This window comes from Pseudomonas sp. REST10 (assembly GCF_029542605.1).
Classification (GTDB): domain Bacteria; phylum Pseudomonadota; class Gammaproteobacteria; order Pseudomonadales; family Pseudomonadaceae; genus Aquipseudomonas; species Aquipseudomonas khazarica.
On the sequence record NZ_CP035677.1, the window covers coordinates 1,477,335 to 1,497,196 of the forward strand.

Here is a 19,862-nt window from a genome sequence, read left to right on the forward strand (position 1 = left end):
CTGATGACTGAAGCCGTTATCGTCGCCACTGCGCGTACCGCGCTGGCCAAATCCTTTCGTGGTTCGTTCAACGACACCGAGGCGCCGGTGCTCGGTGGCCATGTGGTACGGGCCGTGCTCGAACGCGCCGGCGTCGAGGGCGCTGCGGTCGGCGATGTGATCATGGGCGCGGCGGTGCAGCAGGGCACCCAGGCGTACAACATCGGCCGCCTGTGTGCCTACACCGCCGGCCTGCCGCACAGTGTGCCGGGCATGGCGCTGGACCGCATGTGCGCGTCCGGGTTGATGGCGATCGGCGTGGCGGCCGGGAGCATTCTCAGCGGCGAGCTGGAGATCGCCATCGCCGGGGGAGTGGAGTCGCTGTCGCTGACCCAGACGCCACACAAGAACACCTATCGTGCGCAGTCCCAGGCGGTGCTCAAGGTGATGCCGAGTGCCTATATCCCGATGATCGAAACGGCCGAGATTGTCTCGCGCCGCTACGCCATCAGCCGCGCTGCGCAGGACGAGTATGCCCTGCAGAGTCAGCAGCGCACGGCGGCGGCCCAGCAGGGCGGACGTTTCGCCGAGGAAATCGTGCCGCTGTACGCCGACAAGCTGTGCTTCGACAAGCAGGGCAACCCGAGCGGCCATGAAACCGTGCTGGTCGAGCGTGACGAGTGCAACCGCCCGAGTACCACGCTCGAGGACCTGGCCGCGCTCAAGCCGGTGTGGAAGGACGGCAAGTGGGTGGGGCAGGGCGAGTTCGTCACCGCTGGCAACGCCTCGCAGTTCTCCGATGGTGCCAGCGCCTGCCTGCTGATGAGTGCCGACGAAGCCCGCTGCCGTGGCCTGACGCCGCTGGGGATCTACCGTGGCATAGCCGTCGCCGGCTGTGCGCCGGAGGAGATGGGCATCGGCCCGGTGCATGCCGTACCCAGGTTGCTCAGGCGCTTCGGCTTGAGCGTCGCGGACATCGACCTGTGGGAGATCAACGAAGCCTTCGCCTGTCAGGTGCTGCACTGCCGTGATGCACTGGGGATTGCCAACGACCGCCTGAACGTCAACGGCGGGGCCATCGCCATCGGCCATCCGTTCGGTATGTCCGGTTCTCGGATGGTCGGCCATGCGCTGCTGGAGGGGCGCCGGCGGGGTGCCCGTTATGTCGTGGTGTCGATGTGCATCGGCGGCGGCATGGGGGCTGCCGGTCTGTTCGAGTTGCCATGAGCGTGCGCGCATGGGATCCGCAGGGTGTCGTCTAGTCCGTTTGGACGATGCTGGTGCCGTTTCCTGGTCAGAAGATCGAGTCATCCCCCCCGTTTACCGGTGTCGCAGCCGTCGGGTGGATAGAACAAGAACAACAGAGGTACTGCTATGTTCACTGTCCCACGTAGCCCGTTATCTCCCCGTTCATGCAGGATCAAGGCTGTCGTCCTGCTCTTGTCTGTCGCTGCGATCTGCCTGCTCACGGCACGCGACCAGATGCTTCCCGATAGCGCTGCACCCGCACCGCTTCCTTACGCCAGCGTCAACCCGCACGCTCTTCCATACCCGCCTGTGCCCGAGCAGATGGGGGTGTTCTGGGCGTCCCTGCGCTAGTTGACGAGAAAATGACAGTGGCGTTGGTATTCGGCGCATGGCCTGCGTGGCTGGGGGCTTCGCACATCGCATCCTGCTCCCTTGCCGGTGACTGCGACCTGATGCCGTGCGGATACGTTCATGGGGCTTTTTCAGGCATGTCGCTGAGGCTCGCGTGCGATGAAGTTGCTGCACCTGGCTTTCTACGATCCCGTCCGTCGTCCTCTGGCCGTTGGCAGTTGGGTTTGGGTGTAGATATGAGGGGGGGTTAAGGAGTTTGTGTAGCCAACCGTTTCGGGAGGTGCGTGCTGCCTGTCAGCCGAAACGCTTGATAAAAACAAGTGACAAGCCGGACCTGCTCTGTGAGGTGTGACCATGAGCTCCACGACGCAAGATCAGATGCTGGAAAGAGTCGGACTCAGCGTGGCTCAGTACGACAGGATCATCAGTAGCATGTATGACGCCGCGTTCGAACCTCGTGCCTTGGGCGACGCTCTGAATCAGCTCCGGCAATTGTTTCAGGCCAACTTTGTCACCTTGATCATGCGTGCGACCGATGAGCCTGAACTGGCCCCGATGATCGTTTCGGGCGAGGTCGAGGGCGTAGGAGATCTCAGTGGCGAAGTGCTTTTCATCAGCTACCACGACCAAGCGGCTCCCTTTACCAATCTCGCGCCCAACGAGGTTTTCACCATTGCGGACCTGATGAGCGACAGTGAATGGGAGCGTTCGACCTTTTACCTGCTGTATTGCCAGCCCCACAATGTGTTCGACTCGCTGTTGGCAAATATCACCACGCCCGATGGCGGGCTTCTGCGTTTTCGCATCAGCCGCCCCAAGTCCAGCCCGCGCTTTTCCGAGGATGAGCGCAAGCTCTGCGAACTGTTTCTGCCACATATTCGGCGAGCGGTTCATGTGTATTCCCAGTTTGATCGCAGTGTATCTCTCGGCAGTCTGTACTCCCAGGCGATCGGGCGCTTGTCGATCGCCACCATGGTCCTGGACGAGAGCAGCATGGTTCTGGAACTCAACCCGGTTGCTCAGGAGATCCTCAGCAGCAATGACGGGCTGAAACTGGTTGGCGGACGTCTGGAGGCGACCTATCCGAGTGACAACCGGGAGCTGCAGCGGGTTCTGCGCGGTGCTGCCATGCGCCAGGGTGTGGCTGGCGCGGACAGGGCCGAGGTGATGTCCATTTCACGCCCGTCCGGGCAGGTGAGTTTCGGTCTCGTTGTCGAGACCATACCCTCCCAGGAGTTGGTCGAGGGCAAGGGGCGGCCCACGGCGCTGGTCTATATCCGGGATGCCGTCGGCAAGTCCCAGGCCAGCAGCCTCGTGACCAAGCAGCTGTTCAACCTGACACCGGCGGAAACCGCGTTGGCCCTGGAGTTGGCCAATGGTCTGTCTCTGGAGGAGGCTGCCGAGGCGCTGAACATCCGCCGCAACACCGCACGGGCTCACTTGCGTTCGATCTTCTCGAAAACCGGCGTGCGCCGGCAAACCGAACTGGTGCGGATCATGCTCAACAGCGTGGTCGCGCTGACCCGAACGCAAGCGGTTGCGCGCGCGGGTGGGGTCGTCAAGCCGGCGGGGCGGAGTCTCTCCGGCGTCTGATCCGTATCCTCGATGCCTACTGCCCGCATATGGGCGCCGACCTGTCCCATGGCACCGTCGAGAACGACCGCGTGGTCTGTCCCTTCCACCACTGGCAGTACGATGCTGGCACAACTGCGTGGAGATTCCCTACCGCAAGCGCATTCCGCACCGTGGACCTGGGCAACGCCTGAGGCGTTTGCTACCGCTAGGCGCAGCCCAGATTGCGAGTGGGCTGCGCCTTGGCACCTGACTCAGAGGCGCGCTCACATCCGCCTCACCGGGCTCGTGAATGTTTCGTCGATCAGCCGCAGGACGGGCTGGCCACTTGCTGTGCAAGCAAGACGGCGTTGTTGGGCCTGGCTCAGACGCTGGCGCTTGCTTCACCGCTCGATTGGGCGGTGATACGCTAGCCCATCGCATCGGGAATGAACGTCAATGAGTACCGCCAAGCAAGCCGTCAAGTAAGCCGCAGCAACCTTTCTTTCCGGTTGTTGCGGCGCTCTTCTGGCTTCTTTACATGATGAGACCGCAGCCAAACCTCTCGCTCAAGGAGATGGCTTCGTGCACTCAAAAGATCTTACCTGGCGATACTCTCTCGCCGTCACGCTGCTTCTGTTGTCCCCCTTCGACCTGATCGCGTCGTTGGGGATGGACATGTATCTGCCCGTTATCCCCTCGATGGCCCAGGCGCTGAATGCCAGCGCCAGTACCATTCAGTTGACCCTGACGGTCTACCTGGTCGTGCTGGGGGCGGGCCAGTTGATAGTCGGGCCGCTGTCCGACCATTTCGGCAGGCGCCCCGTGCTGTTGCTCGGTGGCATGACCTACTTCCTGGCCTCGGTCGGGCTCGCCCTGGCCTCGTCGCCCGCGGCATTCCTGGCGCTGCGTACGCTCCAGGCGGCCGGGGCATCGGCTTGTCTGGTCGCGGTGTTTGCCACCGTGCGCGACGTCTATGCCAAGCGTCCCGAGGGCAGCGTCATCTATGGCTTGCTGGGCTCCATGCTGGCGATGGTGCCCGCGCTGGGGCCACTGCTGGGGACTTCGGTCGCGGCATGGCTGGGGTGGCGGGCGATCTTCCTGGTGCTCGCTGTCGCCATGCTCGGGGCGGTCGTTTCAGCCTGGCTGCTCTGGCCAGAGACCCGGCGAGCCAGAACGGGCAGCCTGAGTTGGCGGCAGTTGTTCGTGCCTCTGAAGTCCTTCGGGTTCTGGCTTTATACCCTCGGCTACAGTGCCGGGATGGGCAGTTTCTTCGTCTTCTTCTCGGTCGCCCCCTGGGTGATGATGGGGCGACAGCAGCTGTCTGCGTTCGAGTTCAGTCTGGTGTTCGGCACGGTCGCAATCGTGATGATGATCGCGGCTCAGGTGATCGGGCGGCTGGTGCGGCGTGTCGGGGAAATCGTCATTCTTCGCGCGGGGATGGGCTGTCTCATCGCTGGTGCCCTGCTGCTGGTTGCTGGAGAATCACTGATCCAGGAGTCGGTCATGGGCTTCATTGGCCCGATGTGGCTCATAGGCGTGGGAATCTCTGCGGCGGTTTCTGTCGGCCCCAATGGTGCATTGCGTGGGCTCGATCATATCGCCGGTACTGCCACAGCGGTTTACTTCTGCCTGGGCGGTGTCCTGCTAGGCGGGATTGGCACGCTCATCATCTTGCTGACGCCAGGTGGTAGCGCGTGGCCGATAGCGGCGTATTGCATGCTCATGGCAGCGATAACCCTCGGCCTGTCTCTGCACCGGCGCCCTGGGCTCATCGGCGGGCGGAGCTGATTCGGCCCTGCGGGTTGATTCATGCATTGCCGACCTTGCATGAATCGACCTGGAGGGGGTGAGGGCTGTGCCTGATTACGCTCACTCGAAGTTGAGTGATGAATGGATAGAAGTTGTTGTGAGGTGTGTGATGAATTGTCGTTCCTGGGGAAGTGTCCTGTTGCTGCTGGCGGGTAATGCGCTGGCCACTGATTTGCCCGATGACTCGATCTTCAGCCGTTACAGTGTGAAGCCTGAGGAGCTGCCTGCAGTCGAGGGCGAAAAGTCAGTGCAGGCTGATCCGCCTGCGGAGAAGTTCAACATCAGGGACCCCCAACCCTGGATTACCGTCAAGGAGCCTGATGCGCGCCATCAGCTGATGACGGGAAACAGCGGTCTTGAACAGATGGTGAAACGAGATGCCGAGCGCTGCCGGCGAGAGCAGCAGAACTTCCTGCGGCGCGGCGAGCAATTCCCGCTCGACTGCGGTGATGACGGCATCGGGGTGACGATAGGGCCGTGGAATCTCGACTAGCGCGCTGCCGCAGGTGCGGCCAGCGTCCTGGCGTCTGAACCTTTCCCTCATGAGCAGGCGACTGTGCTGGATCAGCCGGACGCCACGGTGGCTGGCCGCGCGGTTTGCCCAGGCTCTTGGCTTCAGTCGATAGGGGGGAGCGTCGCCTGCTCCCGAGCGGGGGAGCAGGCCTGGCAGGCGCCTCGGTCAGACGCTGAGGCGGCGTCAGAGGTGGGTCAGTGCGGCTCGACCCTGGCGAACAGATAGACCATGCACACGCTGTCCATCGGTATCACCGGATTGGTCCAGATCATCCGGGTGTGCTGTCCCTGACGGTCGAATACGCGGGTGATGAGGTCGGAGGCGCCATCCAGCGCCTTGGGGTGTTCGGTCTCTCCCTCGGCTACGTTCAGCACCCCTTCGAGGCGCACGATCTGGCGCACCCGCGACAGTTCGCCGAGCGCCTGCTTGAGCTGCGCGATGGCGTTGAGCGCCGCCAGCGAGCAGGCCGCGTAACCCTGTTCGAGGTCCAGGTCGCGGCCCAGCTGGCCGCGATACCTGACGCCGCCGGCGAACCAGGGAAACTGCCCCGAGGTCATGAAGGTATCGCCGGCGATGCACCAGGGCAGGTAGTTGCCGAGCGCCGGCGCGGGCTCGGGCAGTTGCAGGCCGAGTGTGGCCAGGCGTGTTTCGGGGGTGTCGTGCATGGGGCGTTCCTCTGGCGGGACGGCTCAGCCGTCGATCGGCTCCAGCCATTGGCCGAATGTGCGTGGGTTGGCGGCCAGCCAGGCCTGTGCGGCGGCTTGCGGCTGCAGGCCACCACGGTTGATGGCGAGGTCGAGTTCCGCGACCTGGGCATTACCCAGGCGGATGTTGTCCAGCACCTGCAGGTGCAGCGGGCTGAAGTGCTGCAGACGGTCCTCTCGGGCCAGCAGCACCGCGCGGTCGATGCCGCCGAGCAGGCCCAGCGGCTCATGCAGTTCGCGCAGGCGATGCTGCGCATGCAGAAACTGTGGTTGCCACAGTGGTACCACCGCCCAGCGGCGTTCGGCGATGGCGCTCTCGATGGCCTCGATGCATTGCGCCTGCGTGCCGGTGAGGAAGCGGTAACCCGCGTCGGTCAGGCCATAGGCCTGCATTATCTGTTGCGAGAAACGGGTGATCCCTGCGCCAGGGCCGATGCCCTGGATCACCGGCGTCATTCGTGCGCGCACGGCCGGGCGCAGCAGGTCCGCGATCTCGGCGACCTCGCTCTGCGGCACGTAGTCCGGCACGCCCCACAGGGCATAGGGCTGGTAGTGCAGGCCCAGCTCGCGGGTGGCCACGCTCTGCTGCACCTGCTCAAGGTACAGGCCGTGGCTGGACGGCAGCCAGGCCGAGGCCAGCATGTCGATCCGGCCCTGGCGCAGGCGTTCGAAGTTTTCCTCGTGCGGCGCATGGCTGCAGCGCACCGAGTACCCCAGGTGTTCGAGCAGCGCAGCGACCACGGCGCCGGTGGCGTGGTGGAAGGTCAGGTCGGTGATGCCCAGGTGGATCATTCAAGGTGCTCCTTGCCGCCACGGCGGCTCATCACATCAGCCGATGTCCGGTCGCGGCATGGCTTCGCCCAGCACGGCGTTCTCCGGGCGGTACGGAAAGATCAGCTCGATGGTCACGCCGTTGGGGTCCTCGAGAAACAGCTGGTGCTCGCCGATCTGCGGCACGATGCGTTCGCGAAACGTCTGGCCGAGGCTGAGCAGGTGCTGCTGCGTCTCGGCCAGGTGCGTGCCGCGCAGCGAGATGTGGTCGACGCAGCCACTGCCGTCGGCACTCTCCTGCTCGCCCAGGTAGGCGTGCAGTTGGCGGTCGTCGGCGGTCACGGCGACGAGATGCAGCACCGGATGGGCGCCGACGTACAGCCAGCGTCCGGGGAAGCGAAACGCCGGTCGCGGACCGTCGCTCAAGCCGATCACCCGGGTGAAAAACTCGACTGTCTGCTCCAGGCGGCTGGTACGCAGGGTGAAGTGATCGAGCCCCAGCAGGTTGCCCGCCGGCAGGCCGGCGCCCTGGTCGTGGGCCTGCGGGCTCACAGCGCCTGCTCCTTGACCGGCGACGCGGGATAGTCGCTGTAGCCGCGCGCATCGCCGCCGAACAGGCTGCTCGGCTCGAAGTCGGCCAGCGGCAGGTTTTCGGCATAGCGGCGGGGCAGGTCGGGGTTGGCGATGAACGGGCGGCCGAAGGCCACCAGATCGGCATAGCCCTTGCCCAGCACCCACTCGGCGCGTGCCTGATCGTATTTGCCGGCGACGATGATCGGGCCGCGGAAACGCTGGCGGATGTCCTGGCGAAACGCCTCGGTGAATTCGGGGGCGTCGTCCCAGTCGGCCTCGACCAGATGCAGGTAGGCGATCTGCCTGGCGTCCAGGTAGCTGGCCGCATCGAGGATGGTCGGCAGGATGTCCGGGCAGGCCATGCCACGCGCGGTGAGGAACGGAGCCAGGCGAATGGCGGTGCGCGCGGCGCCGACTTCGTCGGCCACGGCGTCGATCACCTGACGCAGAAAGCGCAGGCGATTTTCCCGCGAGCCGCCGTATTCGTCGCTGCGCAGGTTGGAGGTGGTGCGCAGGAACTGGTCGATCAGGTAGCCATTGGCCGCGTGCACCTCGACACCGTCGAAGCCGGCGGCAATCGCGTGCCTGGCGGCGACTCGGTAATCCTCGACGATTGCCTGTATTTCCTCGCGCTCGAGTGCTCGCGGGATGGGGCAGGGGTGCATGCCGCCCTCGCCGGTGACCGGGTCGACTTTCCAGATCGCGCCGTCGAAGGCGACGGACGAGGGCGCGACCGGAAGCTGCCCGTCATGGAAGTCCGGGTGCGACATGCGTCCGACGTGCCAGAGCTGCAGGTAGATACGCCCCCCGGCCTGGTGCACGGCGCGGGTCACCAGGCGCCAGCCTTCCACCTGCTCGGCACTGTGGATGCCGGGGGTGAACGAGTAGCCCTTGCCCTGTGGCGAGATCTGCGTGGCCTCCGAGACGATCAGCCCGGCGCTGGCGCGCTGCGCGTAATAGCTGGCGTTGAGGGCGTTGGGTACGTCACCGGGCTGCGTGCTGCGTGCACGCGTCATCGGTGCCATCACCAGGCGGTTGGCCAGTTCCAGGTTGCCAACGCGGACCGGGTCGAAGAGTTTGCGAGAGTCGGACATGGAGTTTTCTCCGTGGGATCAGTTGATGAGTGCGCCGCCATCGATATCGATGACCGCACCTGTCATGAAAGGGTTGTCGATGGCCAGCAGGTAGCCCTGGGCCAGGTCTTGCGGCCTGCCGACGCGGCCGACCGGCAGGTTGTTGGCGGCGCGTTGCAGCATGGCCAGGCGCGCATCCTCTGCCATGCCGGCATAGGCCTCGCTGTCGGTCAGGCCAGGGCTGACGACGTTCACCCGCAATGGCGCCAGTTCACGTGCCAGCACCTTGGCGACGGCTTCGAGCGCTGCGTTCATCGCCGTCTTGACGAAGGTGCCGGGCACGGCGCGGCGTGCCAGGAAGCCGCTCGTCAGCGTCAGGCTGCCACCCGCGCGCAGGTACCGTGCGCCTACCTTGGCCACGGCCAGGCTGCCCCAGAACTTGGTGTCGAAGGCGGCCCTCGCCGTGCTCAGATCCATGTCGAGCAGTTGCCCGCCCGGCGCTTGTGAGCCGGCGGTGAAGATCAGGTGGTCGATAGTGCCGATGGCCTCGAAGTAGCGCTCCACGGCGCTCGGGTCGGTGACATCCAGGCCGCTGCGGCGGCTGGCCACCAGCACCCGACCCGGGCGCTCGCGGAGTGCATCCGCAAGTGCCCAACCGATACCCGTATGGCCGCCGACGATGACGCTGGTGCTTTGCTCGGTGAAGTTCACGGTGCTTCCCCTTCGATGAACGATGGGGGTACCTTATGCTTTGCGCTGCATGCTTAAAATCCAGCAAGAATCGAAAAGATATTTCGGATATTTCGAATGATGCTCAACCACCTGGAGCTGTTCCTGCTGATCATCGAGAAGGGCGGGCTTTCTGCAGCCGGGCGTGAGCTGGGGCTCTCGCCCGCCTCGGTGTCCGAGCGGCTGGCCGCACTGGAGTCGCACTATGGCGTGGCGTTGCTGACCCGCACCACGCGCTCGATCAGCCTGACGGACGAAGGCCGGACGCTGGCCGAGGGCGCCCGCCGCCTGCTGGCCGAAGCGGAGGAACTGGACAGTCGGGTGCGTCTTGGTGCGCAGAGCCTGAGTGGGCCGGTACGCTTGAGTGCTCCGGTCGATCTGGGGCAGGCGCGCATCGTGCCGATTGTCGACCGCTTTCTCGACCAGCACCGCGAGGTCAGCGTCGAGCTCAACCTCACCGACGGCTTCGTCGACCTGGTCAGCCAGGGCCTCGATTTTGCCGTGCGCTACGGCACGCTGGCCGACAGCAGCCTGAAGGTCAAACCCATCGGCGAGAACCGGCGCGTCGTATGCGCCGCGCCTAGCTACCTCGAGCGCATGGGCATGCCGTTGCACCCCGATGAACTGCATGGACATGACTGCATCGTCATGCGTTTCGGCATCAACAGTGATCACCAGTGGTCGTTTCTCGTCGACGGCAAGCCCTACTCGGTCGCCGTCCGCAGCCGGCGCATGGCCAACCATGGCGAACTGGTCAGGCGCTGGGCGCTGCAGGGCCATGGTCTGTGCCTGAAATCGGTCTGGGACGTGCAGGCCGACCTTGATGGCGGACGGCTGATCGAAGTCCTGGCGCCATACAGTGCGGCACGTACGGCCCTGCAGATCGTCTACCCGGGGAAGCGCAGCCAGCCGCGCCGCGTACGCGCGCTGATCGAGGCGATCGCCACGGAGCTTGCCGCCGATGACCGAACCTAGCCAGAGCGGGCCGTTGCCAGAGTGGGCAAGTGCCCTGGCTTGGCTTTCCGACGGCACACCCAGTAGATTGGCAGCGCGAACAGCCCTTCAGACGAAGCCCGGGTCCGCACGCCTGTCCTGCGTGATGTGCATGTGACCACTGCCTTCCGAGGCACAGCGCGGCTGCGAAAGCCGATGGTGGCGAAACCAACCGAAAAGGAACTGTCCCTCGTGTCCACTCCCGTTACTGACATCGCTTCCGCGCCGGCTCAGGTCATTCGCATTGCCAGCAGCGCCAGGCATCGTGTGAGAACCCTGTCGATCCGCGAGGACCTTCTGGTGCTGGTGCGCCGTGGTCGCAAGGCGCTCATCGCACCGACCGGGACCCTCAGCGTATCGAAGAACGAAGTGGTGGTGCTGGCACGGGGAACCCAGTGGGACGTGCTCAATGATCCCGCTGACGAGTCGTGTTACGAGGCGCTGGCCTTGGCCTTTTCCGACGAGCCTGTCAGGGCGGTTGCGGCCATCCTGCCGCCGGTGCGGGACGAGCTGTCCGCAGCCAGGACCATGGACCTTGACGGTGAACTGAGCGAGGTCATCGAGCGCACTGCGCTGGCCCTGGAGGCGGCGACGGTTTCTCCTTTGCTGCAGCGTCACCGGGTGATCGAACTGTTGCTTGTTCTGGGTGAGCGTGGCGTGCGTCTCAAGCCCGTCGAGCAGATTTCCTGGGCGGAGCGTATCCGCCGCCTCATCGCTCTGCGGCCTGAGGAGGACTGGAGAATCGAACGTCTCGCCGAGGTTTTCCATACCAGCGCCTCGACGCTGCGCCGACGCCTCGCAGGGTCGGGCTTCACCCTCGCCGGGCTGGTCCGCGAGGTGCGCCTGGAAACCGCTCTGGTCCTGCTGCAGAGTACCCAGCGCTCCATCAACGACATCGCCCTGCATTGTGGTTGGGAGTCGCACAGCCGCTTCAGCGCGGCCTTCCAGGCGCGCTGGGGATTCGCGCCCTCGGTGATGCGCCAACGCCTGGCGCAGAATGGCGCGCATCTGGAGCGTTTGGCGTAGCGGGGCAGGTTACGCGGCGGGATCATTGCCGCCGTCGAATACTGTCAAGGAATCTCTCCGATGCGCCCTGTGATCGCTGTCGCTCTTGCTTTCGTCTGTCTGCCTGCATTGGTCAGGGCTGCAGACTTCACGTTGACCAGTTCGTCGTTCGCGGATGGGGGAACCCTGTCCGAACGGCACGTATACAGCGGCTTCGGCTGTAGTGGTGACAATCTTTCGCCGGCGTTGTCCTGGAGTGGCGCGCCAGCCGGGACGAAAAGCTTCGTGGTTACCGCTTACGACCCGGATGCCCCCACAGGGTCGGGCTGGTGGCATTGGGTTCTCTATGACCTGCCGGCAAGCACCTCGTCGCTGCCTGAGGGCGTTGGCCAGAAGGCTGGCCAAGCGCTGCCGGAGGGAGCGGTAGAGGGCGTCAGCGACTACGGCTCGGCCGGTTTTGGCGGCGCTTGCCCGCCGCAGGGGGACAAACCGCACCGCTATGTGTTCACCGTGCATGCGTTGAAGGTGGAAAAGCTGGAGCCGCCATTGGCGAACGCCTCGCCAGCACTGATCGGCTTCCTCGTGCATTTCAACAAGCTGGCCAGTGCGAGCGTGACGGCCACTTACGGACGTTGAGCGAAGGGCTGCACACGGGTTTGCGCAGAGTGGTCAGGCCGCTGCCGCAGCTTGCCATTTGCCGGCTGGCGTCGGGCGGGATCGATTCCATGCTAGATTCCTGAGGGCGGATCCAGCCTGGCTCGAGAATGATTTCCGGCGTTTGGAGAGGCTGGATTTCAATTGCTCCAATCCCTGCCGAGGACGACGCCAATCCCATGAACATTCATCTTGTCGCGAGTATCGCACTGCTTGCTTCCAGCATGGCGCAAGCCGGAATTCCTCTGTTGAACTACAGCTGCCCCGGTTCGATCGAGGTGCATGCCGATCAAGGTGGCCCCGTCTATGTGAATGGCAAGGAAGCCAAGCTGAAGAAATTCAGCGACAGCTATTACGAGGCCTCACATGACGGCGTCACCATCTCGCTCATGCAGAACCCGGATCAGAGCATGAGTGTTTCCTATACAGCGAAACACGGCGTTCATGGTGTCTGTCAGGATGCCTCGGCATCGTCTGGCGTGGTCCCCAGCAAGGAGCCAAGCAAGGCCGAGCAGGCGTGTCTGGCGGCTGTTGCGAAAACCACGGGGGTGGCCCAGAGCTCGTTGTCTGTCATCGATGTCATGACTGCCGAAGCGGGTATCGGGGTGATGGTCAGGGTTCCGGGGGCAGACGCTCACTGGTCCTGCCTCTCAGATGCGGATGGCAATGTTCAGGGCACCCGCTACAGCGGTTCGGAGGGCAAGCTCTGAGCCTGCTCTCTACGCGCAGCGAGCCAGGCCATGTTGGCCAGGTGGGCGTGCCGTTTGTGGTTCAGAAGAAGCCCTGCGGATTGATGGTGTAGCTCACCAGCAGGGTCTTGTCCGCGAGGAGTGATCGGGCGCGATCTTGCGCTGTTCTCAGCGCCCAGGCTCAGGCGGATTTCTCCTGGTGCCAGAGGCGCAGCAGAACAGGCTGAGGCTTCCTCGGTATTCGTTGTGGCGCAGTGCGTGCCCGGGTTCAAGTCCACATCCGGGATGCAGCCCGCGACCGAGGCGGGCTGCATGGTGCGCATCAGTAGGTGATGCACACCGATTTGCTTTCGGTGAAGCCTTCGATGGCGGCCTTGCCGAACTCACGGCCGATGCCTGATTGCTTGTACCCACCGAACGGCATGTTGGGGTCGACCGGTACGTGGTTGTTGACCCACAGGGTACCGGCCTCGATACGCGGGATCAGGTCCATCACGCGGCCGAGGTCGTTGCTCCAGATGCTGGCGGTCAGGCCGTAGCGGCTGTCGTTGGCCATGGCGACGGCCTGGTCGATGTCGTCGAACGACAGCACCGACAACACCGGGCCGAAGATTTCCTCCTGTGTGGAAGTCATCTTCTGCTGCACGTCGGCAAGCACGGTCGGTTGCACGAAGTAGCCCGGCAGATCGGGCTGTCCGCCACCGGTGGTGAAACGCGCGCCTTCCTGGCGGGCGATGCCGAGGTAGTTCAGTACGCTGTCCTGCTGCTTGCGCGAAACCAGAGCGTTGATCTGCGCCTCGGCGTTCATGCCGGCACCGACCTTGAGCGCTGCGACCTGGGCGGTCAGCGCTTCGACGAAATCCGCGTAGCGGCTGGCATGCACGTACAGGCGCGATGCAGCGGCACAGACCTGCCCCTGGTTGAGCAGGCCACCACCGATGGCCCCGGCCACGGCCTTGTCGATGTCGGCGTCGGCCAGCACCAGCATGGGGTTCTTGCCGCCCAGTTCGAGGGTGAAACGCGTCATGTTTTGCAGCGCGGCGACGCCGACCTGCTTGCCGACGGCGGTGGAACCGGTGAACGACACCTTGCTTACCAGCGGATGCGCAACCAGCGCGGAACCGGCTTGCGAACCCTTGCCCACCAGGACGTTGAACACGCCTGCGGGTATGCCGGCTTCGATGGCCAGTTCGGCCAGGCGCAGTGCAGTCAGCGGGGTTTCGTCAGCTGGCTTGATGATGATGGTGTTGCCGCAGGCCAGCGCCGGCATGACCTTCCACAGGGCGATCATCAGAGGGAAGTTCCAGGGCACGATGCCGGCGATCACCCCGACCGCTTCACGCCGGGTGTAGGCATTGAAGCGCGCACCGGCCGGCACCGGGATGGAGACGTCGAGGGTCTGACCTTCGATCTTGGTCGCCCAGCCGGCCATGTAGCGCATGTAGTTGAGCGAGGCGCCGACTTCGACGGCGCGTGCCAGGTGAATCGACTTGCCCTGGTTGAGGGTTTCCAGCTGCGCCAGTTCCTCGCCATGAGCCTCCACCACATCGGCGAAACGTAGCAGGATGCGCTCGCGCTCGGCGGGCGCCAGGCCCGTCCAGACCCCCGATTTGAAGGCGCGATGAGCCGATTGCACGATGGCCTCGACCTGTCCGGCATCGGCCTGCAGGGTGCTGCTCAGCACGCTGCCTGTGGCCGGGTTGTGGAGGTCGCGATGATGGCCGTTGAGTGGCTGGCGCTGTTCACCGTCGATGAAGGACGCGTGCGAACGGGTGAGGAAGGCCGCGACGCTGGGAAGGGTTTCGATCAGGCTGCTCATGCAGTGCTCCAGAGGCAGGATTAGAGTGACGAGCGCCAAGGGCGCGCACCTTTCCAGCTTAAAGACAGCCTGGGGCAATGACTTGACTGTGCCTGCCGCAATGGCATGACTGTGCCTGCACGCAGACGCGTTGGCAGCGGCGTGCAACAGCCTTGGCAGCGTGGTGCAAGCCTGGGCTGGGTGGCCTGCGCAATAGTGGCGTTGCTGCTGTTGGGGAGTTGCGGCAGCGATCTTCATCACACTGCATGCTTGTACCGCCGCGCATTTGCCGGCGTTTTTTTTATGGCCGCAAGAAACAGGAAACGCCGCTTGCGTCGAGGGCGAGCGGCGTTCTGCGGAGCATGGGGTGGCTTAGAACGGAACGGCCACGGTCAACTGGCTGTAGACGTTGGTGCCATTGCCGCCGACCTGGTTGCCACCGTTGCTTTCATCCTTCTTCGGCTGGTACAGGCCGATCAACGGGCTGATGATCAGGTGGTCGGTGACCGCCCATTCGGCGTACAGGTCCAGCTCGCGGGCGTCGAGGTTCAGCGCGTCGCTTTTCTTCAGGGTGTTGAAGTCGAAGTACAGCGCACCGAGGGTCAGGTTCTCCAGCGGCGTGACCTTGAAACCGACATGGTGGATTCCGGTGTTGCTGTTGAACGGGCCGGCATAGTTGGAGGCCACTTCGCCCTGGAACCAGGTGCCGTAACCCGTGCTGAAACCGTTGAACAGCGAATCCCAGCCTTCGGAGTAACGGCTGTAGCGGTAGGTGATCTTGGGCGACCAGGCGATGTCGGCGAAGGTATAGCCGGCCTCGGCATACCAGGCCTTCTCGGCACCGGCATCCTTGTCCTGCCAGGCGTATTCGAAGGCGAAGCTGGCATTCTCGATGCCGCCATCACCTTCGCCACGCAGGCTGTAGATGTCCATGCCATCGCGTTGTTGCTGGAAGTCGCTGGCCCATTGATCGGTCACACCCAGGCCATGAATGTAGGTCAGCCCCAGGGTGCCTGCTTTCCCGCTGTAGTCCAGCGTACCGCCAGCCAGCGAGGTTTCCGCCTGGGCGCGGTTGTCGGATTTCAACCAGAAGGCGCTGCCGTGAAGGCCGTCCTGACCGCCCAGTTTCAGCAGGGCGGTGCGGTCGAAGGCGTGACGGGCGGCGATGTAGTAGGCCCCGCCACGGTCCAGCGCGCCGTCGGCGGGGCCGTTGCCCAGGTTGGGGCCGTCGTCGTTGAGCAGGAAGCCGCTGCCGAGCGTGATCACCTGGCGGCCGAAAGAGGCATCCACGCCATCGCTACCCAGTAGCGGGAACAGGTCGCCGGAACGCCAGCCCAGGTAGGCGTCTTCGATCTTGGTGGTGCGCTCGCGGCCATCCGTGTTGCCGGCTGCATCACCGTCGCCCCAGGTGCCGGAGCTGACCAGGTTGAAGGCGCCGTAGAGGGTGCCCGAGTCGCCCAGGCGCTGGTCGCCACTGAAACCGTACTTGACGAAGCCTTCGCGCCAGCTCGAACCACCTGGCGTGCCATCGTAGTTCTTGCGACTGTTCATCCAGCCATAGACGGCGAGAAAGTCGGCGTTCAGGTGGGTATCGTCGTCAGCATAGAGTTCATAGGCACAGCTGATCTGGCTGGCGCTCAGCAGCGCCAGGCTCAGACCGATGGCCTGGGCCAGTGGTGGACGACGGGTGGAATGTGCCATGGGTGTGCTCCCCTGTTTCTCGTGTCGGTGATCCGGAGCTTCTGAGGCTCCGAGAGAGGCGCCGAGCGCTAGACTTTGGCGCGACGGGCTATTAGTCACCTCGTGACGAGGGCAAGTCTTGTCCGTCCCTGCCAGGGCTTTTGATCGCGTCAGCCAGCTGGGGAGGGCATGTCAGGCAGCAACAAGAAAGGCGGCAGCCAGGGGCAAGACTGGCTCCGTGTGGGGGCGCAAAGTGTTGTCGACTGTCCACCCGAGGGCCTTGTATCGGGTGTGTATAGGGAAGGGGTTGACGGCTGTGCCGGCGATCCAGCGGAACGGCATCGATGGGGTGCCGGTATGACTAATAACCAGAATATCTGCTTTCGAGGTTCCCACGATGTCGATCAACGCTAAGCTCAATGAGCACCTGGCTCGCGGAACGGTTGGTTTCCCGACCGCGCTGGCCAGTACCGTCGGCCTGATCATGGCCAGTCCGGTCATTCTCACCGCCACCATGGGTTTTGGCATCGGCGGCAGCGCCTTCGCCATGGCCATGGTTATCGCCATGCTGATGATGCTCGCGCAGTCGACCACCTTTGCCGAGGCGGCGTCGCTGATGCCGACCACCGGCTCGGTGTATGACTATATCTCGGCCGGCATGGGGCGTTTCTTCGCCATCACCGGTACCCTGTCGGCTTACCTTATCGTGCATGTCTTCGCCGGTACGGCCGAGACCATCCTGGCCGGGGTGATGGCGCTGGTGAACTTCGAGCACCTCAATACGCTGGCCGAATCGGCAGGGGGTGCCTGGCTGCTGGGCGTTGTCTTCGTGATCGGATTCGGCATTCTCAATGCCTTCGGCATCAGCGTGTTCAGCAAGGCCGAAGTGATACTCACCGCCGTGATGTGGAGCACCCTGATGGTGTTCGGCATCGGTGGCCTGATCGCAGCACCGGCGGTGGAGCTGGATGGACTGTTCGGTGCGTCGCTGGTGGGCACCGACCTGATCACCATTCTGTCGCTGGTGGGCATGGCCATGTTCATGTTCGTCGGCTGTGAGTTCGTGACCCCGCTGGCGCCCGATCTCAAGCGCTCCGCCTGGGTCCTGCCGCGGGCCATGGCAGTCGGCCTGCTGGGGGTGGGGAGCTGCATGTTCATCTACGGTGCGGCGATGAAGCGTCAGGTGGAAAATGTCCTGCTCGATGAAGCTGCGGGCGTGCACCTGCTGGACACGCCGATGGCGATTCCGCAGTTCGCCCAACAGGTGATGGGCGACATCGGTCCGATCTGGCTGGGCATCGGCTTCCTGTTCGCCGGCGCGGCCACCATCAATACGCTGATGGCCGGGGTGCCGCGCATTCTCTACGGCATGGCGGTCGATGGCGCGTTGCCGAGGGTCTTCGCGTACCTGCACCCGCGCTTCAAGACACCTGTGGTGTGCATCGCCGTCGTGGCGGCGATTCCCTGCCTGCACGCCTGGTGGCTGGGGGGCAATGCCGACAGCATGCTGCCGCTGATCCTCGCTGCGGTGTGCGCCTGGGCCACGGCATACCTGCTGGTGACCCTCTCGGTGGTGCTCCTGCGCATCCGCCGTCCGGATCTGCCGCGTGCCTACAAGTCGCCGTTCTTTCCGTTACCGCAGATCGTCTCCAGTGTCGGTATGCTGCTGGGCATCTGGTTCATCGCGCCACCCGGCATCGAACCGAGTGCGGTCTATGTGCCCTTCGCCCTCATGCTCGGGATCACTGCAGCCTATGCGCTGTTCTGGACCCTGGTGGTGCAGAAGGTCAATCCCTTCCGCCCGGTGCCGGTGGAAGAGATTCTGGAAAAAGAGTTCAACCATGAGCCGGGTGTACACGGCGTAGAGTCGGGTTTCCATGTTGCCAAGACTGTCTGAGCTGTTCGGCAAGCAGCGGCTGCCCTCCGGCTATCGGCCGGGGGCGACCCTGGAGCAGGTGCGGCGCAATCTCGCCGGCCTGTCATTCGAGGCGCTGGATGGCGGTGCGCGGGGACGCTTTGGCGTTCCCGGCTGCGAGCTGGAGTTCGAGGTGGTCGAGCGCACGCAAAGCGAGTTGCTCATGCACCTGGTGCTGACTGATTTCGTCCTGCATGTGCCGGCACCCGCTGCAGCCGTATTGCGTGTCGAGCTACGCCACAGCGGCGCGCTGACCCGTAGCGGGCTGGCGTGCAAACGGCGCCAGGGCGATGCCGCAGAACTGGCCGCGCTGGAACGCTGCCTGCTGGGCGACGAGGCTTTGCGTCAGGTGCTGATGCCACTGGATTTCAAGCGGCTGGCGATCGAGCGCCAGGCCGCTGGCTGGCAGGTCAGGCTGGAGCATATGGCCGCCAGCGAGGTGGTCAACCGGATGCCCAACTTCCGACGCTACATCCGTCTCAATGATGAGCAGCGTGATTGCCTGATCAATGCGTTCATCATCTTGCAGCGCCTGCTGCGCACCTGCTGAGGGCCTGTTTGGCTGCTGCTGCACCGAACGGGCGCATGCCTTTCCTGCTGACCTGAGCAGGGCGCTGTCGGTGCCTGGGTGCTTGGCGTTGGTCGTCCTGGAAATCGCCCTGTTTCGCGGCTTGCACGGGTTTATTGGTTGTTTTCAGGCCGCTTCATGCAATCCGTGCGCATGAATAAATGAATATGTTCCTGAACTGATTGTTGGCACCTAATCTGCATTGATAAAGCCAAGGTGGTTCATGGTTGCGCCTCTATAGATAACATGTTAACTATTGCGCAACAAAAACAAGACAGCATCGGTGGAGGTGCGTATGAATGGCCAAACCCTGGCCCAAGAGGGCCTTGAAAGCTGGAAGGCCTCCTTGCAGGCGATCTGTGGTCAGTTCGAGACCCAGATGGCATTCAATCGATCGCTGTTCATCGGCGAAATCTCCCTGCAGTGCCATGCCGGTTTGCCCATGGCTCACTTACGTACCAATGCCGGGCTGATCGCCCGTCACTCCATCAAGCCCGATCATGACAACGATCAGAGTTGCTTCCTGGTCAGCCAGCGCAGCGGCTTTTCACAGATTTCCCAGAACGGTACGAACATTCAGCTGGCGCCCGGCGATCTGCTGCTGATGGACTCGGTCGGCTCCTGCGAGATCACCCCGTTCGGTCTGATCGAACATGCATCGTTGTCGCTGCCGCGCAACGAGGTCGATCGGGTGCTCAAGGACAACAAGTTCGGCAAGGTCAGTGCGACCTGTTCCAGCGGCAAGATGCTGCACATGCTGGTAGACCAGCTGTGCCGTGAGCCGGAGAGCGAGCATGACGACGGTGTCGAAGGCGAGGCGCTGCGGACGGCGTTCATTTCCCTGTTGGCGCCCGCCTTGTCGAGCACGCACGACAAACCCCTTTCCGCCGAGCTGTTGCACGGCAACAACCTGCGCAGCTACGTGCAGAAGATCATCGACGATTCGCTGAGCCAGCCCAACCTCAATCCCGTTGGCCTGGCTTCGCGCCTGAACATCTCGGTACGCCACCTGTACCGCCTGTTCGAGGAGCAGGGCGACAGCGTTTGTCGCTACATTCAGCGTTCGCGCCTCAAGCGCAGTGCCGATGACCTGTCCAATCCTTTCCTCAAGGGGGAGTCGATCACTTCCATCGCCTACAAGTGGGGCTTCACCGATTCGGCGCATTTCAGCAGGGCGTTCAAGAAGCACTTCGAGCTGTCGCCGAAGGACTACCGCGCCATGGCGCTGACCTAGGCTGTCGGCGTTGTTTGAGAG

17 protein-coding genes and 2 pseudogenes are annotated in these 19,862 nt (G+C 63.8%); 12 read left to right on the forward strand and 7 right to left on the reverse strand.

Features of this window, described 5'->3' with window-relative positions; translation table 11 throughout:
- The first annotated feature begins 3 nt into the window (after positions 1 to 3).
- The 5 genes and pseudogenes from EWH21_RS06840 (at position 4) to EWH21_RS06860 (ending at position 5,434) form a co-directional block, all read left to right on the forward strand.
- Complete coding sequence (locus EWH21_RS06840) at positions 4 to 1,206, forward strand: acetyl-CoA C-acyltransferase (protein ID WP_277700123.1); 1,203 nt, start codon at positions 4 to 6, stop codon at positions 1,204 to 1,206.
- Between the two features lie 726 nt (positions 1,207 to 1,932).
- Complete coding sequence (locus EWH21_RS06845; protein ID WP_277700124.1) at positions 1,933 to 3,171, forward strand: helix-turn-helix transcriptional regulator; 1,239 nt, start codon at positions 1,933 to 1,935, stop codon at positions 3,169 to 3,171.
- Positions 3,171 to 3,319, forward strand: a pseudogene (locus tag EWH21_RS06850) (Rieske 2Fe-2S domain-containing protein); the annotation flags it as partial. The gene EWH21_RS06845 and the pseudogene EWH21_RS06850, both read left to right, overlap by 1 nt.
- Positions 3,320 to 3,714: 395 nt before the next feature.
- On the forward strand, positions 3,715 to 4,920 hold the full coding sequence (gene cml, locus EWH21_RS06855) for a CmlA/FloR family chloramphenicol efflux MFS transporter (RefSeq protein ID WP_277700125.1): 1,206 nt from the start codon (positions 3,715 to 3,717) through the stop codon (positions 4,918 to 4,920).
- A 130-nt stretch (positions 4,921 to 5,050) separates the two neighbouring features.
- Positions 5,051 to 5,434 carry a hypothetical protein gene (locus tag EWH21_RS06860; RefSeq protein WP_175253083.1) on the forward strand — a complete coding sequence of 128 codons (384 nt, stop codon included), beginning with the start codon at positions 5,051 to 5,053 and terminating at the stop codon, positions 5,432 to 5,434.
- A gap of 215 nt (positions 5,435 to 5,649) precedes the next feature.
- On the opposite strand, the gene EWH21_RS06865 is transcribed toward EWH21_RS06860, so the two are convergent.
- The 5 genes from EWH21_RS06865 to EWH21_RS06885 are packed head-to-tail and all read right to left on the reverse strand — an operon-like array spanning position 5,650 to position 9,287.
- Positions 5,650 to 6,120, reverse strand: coding sequence for an Atu1372/SO_1960 family protein (locus tag EWH21_RS06865; RefSeq protein WP_277700126.1), 471 nt, complete (start codon positions 6,118 to 6,120; stop codon positions 5,650 to 5,652).
- A 24-nt stretch (positions 6,121 to 6,144) separates the two neighbouring features.
- Positions 6,145 to 6,951, reverse strand: coding sequence for a glycine betaine ABC transporter substrate-binding protein (locus EWH21_RS06870; RefSeq protein WP_277700127.1), 807 nt, complete (start codon positions 6,949 to 6,951; stop codon positions 6,145 to 6,147).
- 36 nt (positions 6,952 to 6,987) lie between these two features.
- A complete protein-coding gene (locus tag EWH21_RS06875; protein ID WP_277700128.1) occupies positions 6,988 to 7,482 on the reverse strand; it encodes a VOC family protein in 495 nt (164 codons plus the stop codon).
- The gene (locus tag EWH21_RS06880; protein WP_277700129.1) at positions 7,479 to 8,597 is read right to left on the reverse strand and encodes an alkene reductase; all 1,119 of its coding nucleotides are present in this window, start codon (positions 8,595 to 8,597) and stop codon (positions 7,479 to 7,481) included. Before EWH21_RS06880 ends, EWH21_RS06875 begins: the two co-directional genes overlap by 4 nt.
- Before the next feature lie 18 nt (positions 8,598 to 8,615).
- The gene (locus EWH21_RS06885) at positions 8,616 to 9,287 is read right to left on the reverse strand and encodes an SDR family oxidoreductase (RefSeq protein ID WP_277700130.1); all 672 of its coding nucleotides are present in this window, start codon (positions 9,285 to 9,287) and stop codon (positions 8,616 to 8,618) included.
- Positions 9,288 to 9,383: 96 nt separating this feature from the next.
- Here EWH21_RS06885 and EWH21_RS06890 point away from each other — a divergent pair, with 96 nt between their 5' ends.
- The 4 genes and pseudogenes from EWH21_RS06890 to EWH21_RS06905 all read left to right on the forward strand — a co-directional run.
- Complete coding sequence (locus EWH21_RS06890; protein WP_277700131.1) at positions 9,384 to 10,280, forward strand: LysR substrate-binding domain-containing protein; 897 nt, start codon at positions 9,384 to 9,386, stop codon at positions 10,278 to 10,280.
- A 132-nt stretch (positions 10,281 to 10,412) separates the two neighbouring features.
- Entirely contained in the window at positions 10,413 to 11,324 is a 912-nt protein-coding gene (locus tag EWH21_RS06895; RefSeq protein ID WP_277700132.1) for an AraC family transcriptional regulator, read from the forward strand.
- A 60-nt stretch (positions 11,325 to 11,384) separates the two neighbouring features.
- Positions 11,385 to 11,939: a YbhB/YbcL family Raf kinase inhibitor-like protein gene (locus EWH21_RS06900; RefSeq protein WP_134677691.1), complete on the forward strand. Its 555-nt coding sequence runs from the start codon at positions 11,385 to 11,387 to the stop codon at positions 11,937 to 11,939.
- Between the two features lie 197 nt (positions 11,940 to 12,136).
- Positions 12,137 to 12,415, forward strand: a pseudogene (locus EWH21_RS06905) (hypothetical protein); the annotation flags it as partial.
- 553 nt (positions 12,416 to 12,968) lie between these two features.
- On the opposite strand, the gene EWH21_RS06910 reads toward EWH21_RS06905, so the two are convergent.
- Positions 12,969 to 14,465: an aldehyde dehydrogenase family protein gene (locus EWH21_RS06910; RefSeq protein ID WP_277700133.1), complete on the reverse strand. Its 1,497-nt coding sequence runs from the start codon at positions 14,463 to 14,465 to the stop codon at positions 12,969 to 12,971.
- Positions 14,466 to 14,816: 351 nt separating this feature from the next.
- On the reverse strand, positions 14,817 to 16,145 hold the full coding sequence (locus EWH21_RS06915) for a hypothetical protein (RefSeq protein ID WP_179553601.1): 1,329 nt from the start codon (positions 16,143 to 16,145) through the stop codon (positions 14,817 to 14,819).
- A 376-nt stretch (positions 16,146 to 16,521) separates the two neighbouring features.
- Between EWH21_RS06915 and EWH21_RS06920 the strand changes: the two genes are divergently transcribed.
- The 3 genes from EWH21_RS06920 (at position 16,522) to feaR (ending at position 19,841) form a co-directional block, all read left to right on the forward strand.
- Positions 16,522 to 18,021 carry an APC family permease gene (locus tag EWH21_RS06920; protein WP_277700134.1) on the forward strand — a complete coding sequence of 500 codons (1,500 nt, stop codon included), beginning with the start codon at positions 16,522 to 16,524 and terminating at the stop codon, positions 18,019 to 18,021.
- Positions 18,002 to 18,589 (forward strand): DUF3156 family protein, encoded by a 588-nt coding sequence (locus EWH21_RS06925; RefSeq protein ID WP_277700135.1) that lies wholly within the window; start codon positions 18,002 to 18,004, stop codon positions 18,587 to 18,589. Before EWH21_RS06920 ends, EWH21_RS06925 begins: the two co-directional genes overlap by 20 nt.
- Positions 18,590 to 18,902: 313 nt before the next feature.
- Positions 18,903 to 19,841, forward strand: a complete 939-nt coding sequence (feaR, locus tag EWH21_RS06930) for a transcriptional regulator FeaR (protein WP_277700136.1) — start codon at positions 18,903 to 18,905, stop codon at positions 19,839 to 19,841.
- Positions 19,842 to 19,862: the final 21 nt, after the last annotated feature.

Coding starts and splice junctions, on each gene's coding strand:
- EWH21_RS06900 (WP_134677691.1), top strand. CDS start 11,385: ATGCGCCCTGTGATCGCTGTCGCTCTTGCTTTCGTCTGTCTGCCTGCA.
- EWH21_RS06880 (WP_277700129.1), bottom strand. CDS start 8,597: ATGTCCGACTCTCGCAAACTCTTCGACCCGGTCCGCGTTGGCAACCTG.
- EWH21_RS06865 (WP_277700126.1), bottom strand. CDS start 6,120: ATGCACGACACCCCCGAAACACGCCTGGCCACACTCGGCCTGCAACTG.
- EWH21_RS06845 (WP_277700124.1), top strand. CDS start 1,933: ATGAGCTCCACGACGCAAGATCAGATGCTGGAAAGAGTCGGACTCAGC.
- EWH21_RS06925 (WP_277700135.1), top strand. CDS start 18,002: ATGTTGCCAAGACTGTCTGAGCTGTTCGGCAAGCAGCGGCTGCCCTCC.
- EWH21_RS06870 (WP_277700127.1), bottom strand. CDS start 6,951: ATGATCCACCTGGGCATCACCGACCTGACCTTCCACCACGCCACCGGC.
- EWH21_RS06920 (WP_277700134.1), top strand. CDS start 16,522: ATGTCGATCAACGCTAAGCTCAATGAGCACCTGGCTCGCGGAACGGTT.
- EWH21_RS06860 (WP_175253083.1), top strand. CDS start 5,051: ATGAATTGTCGTTCCTGGGGAAGTGTCCTGTTGCTGCTGGCGGGTAAT.
- EWH21_RS06840 (WP_277700123.1), top strand. CDS start 4: ATGACTGAAGCCGTTATCGTCGCCACTGCGCGTACCGCGCTGGCCAAA.
- EWH21_RS06910 (WP_277700133.1), bottom strand. CDS start 14,465: ATGAGCAGCCTGATCGAAACCCTTCCCAGCGTCGCGGCCTTCCTCACC.
- feaR (WP_277700136.1), top strand. CDS start 18,903: ATGAATGGCCAAACCCTGGCCCAAGAGGGCCTTGAAAGCTGGAAGGCC.
- EWH21_RS06915 (WP_179553601.1), bottom strand. CDS start 16,145: ATGGCACATTCCACCCGTCGTCCACCACTGGCCCAGGCCATCGGTCTG.
- EWH21_RS06890 (WP_277700131.1), top strand. CDS start 9,384: ATGATGCTCAACCACCTGGAGCTGTTCCTGCTGATCATCGAGAAGGGC.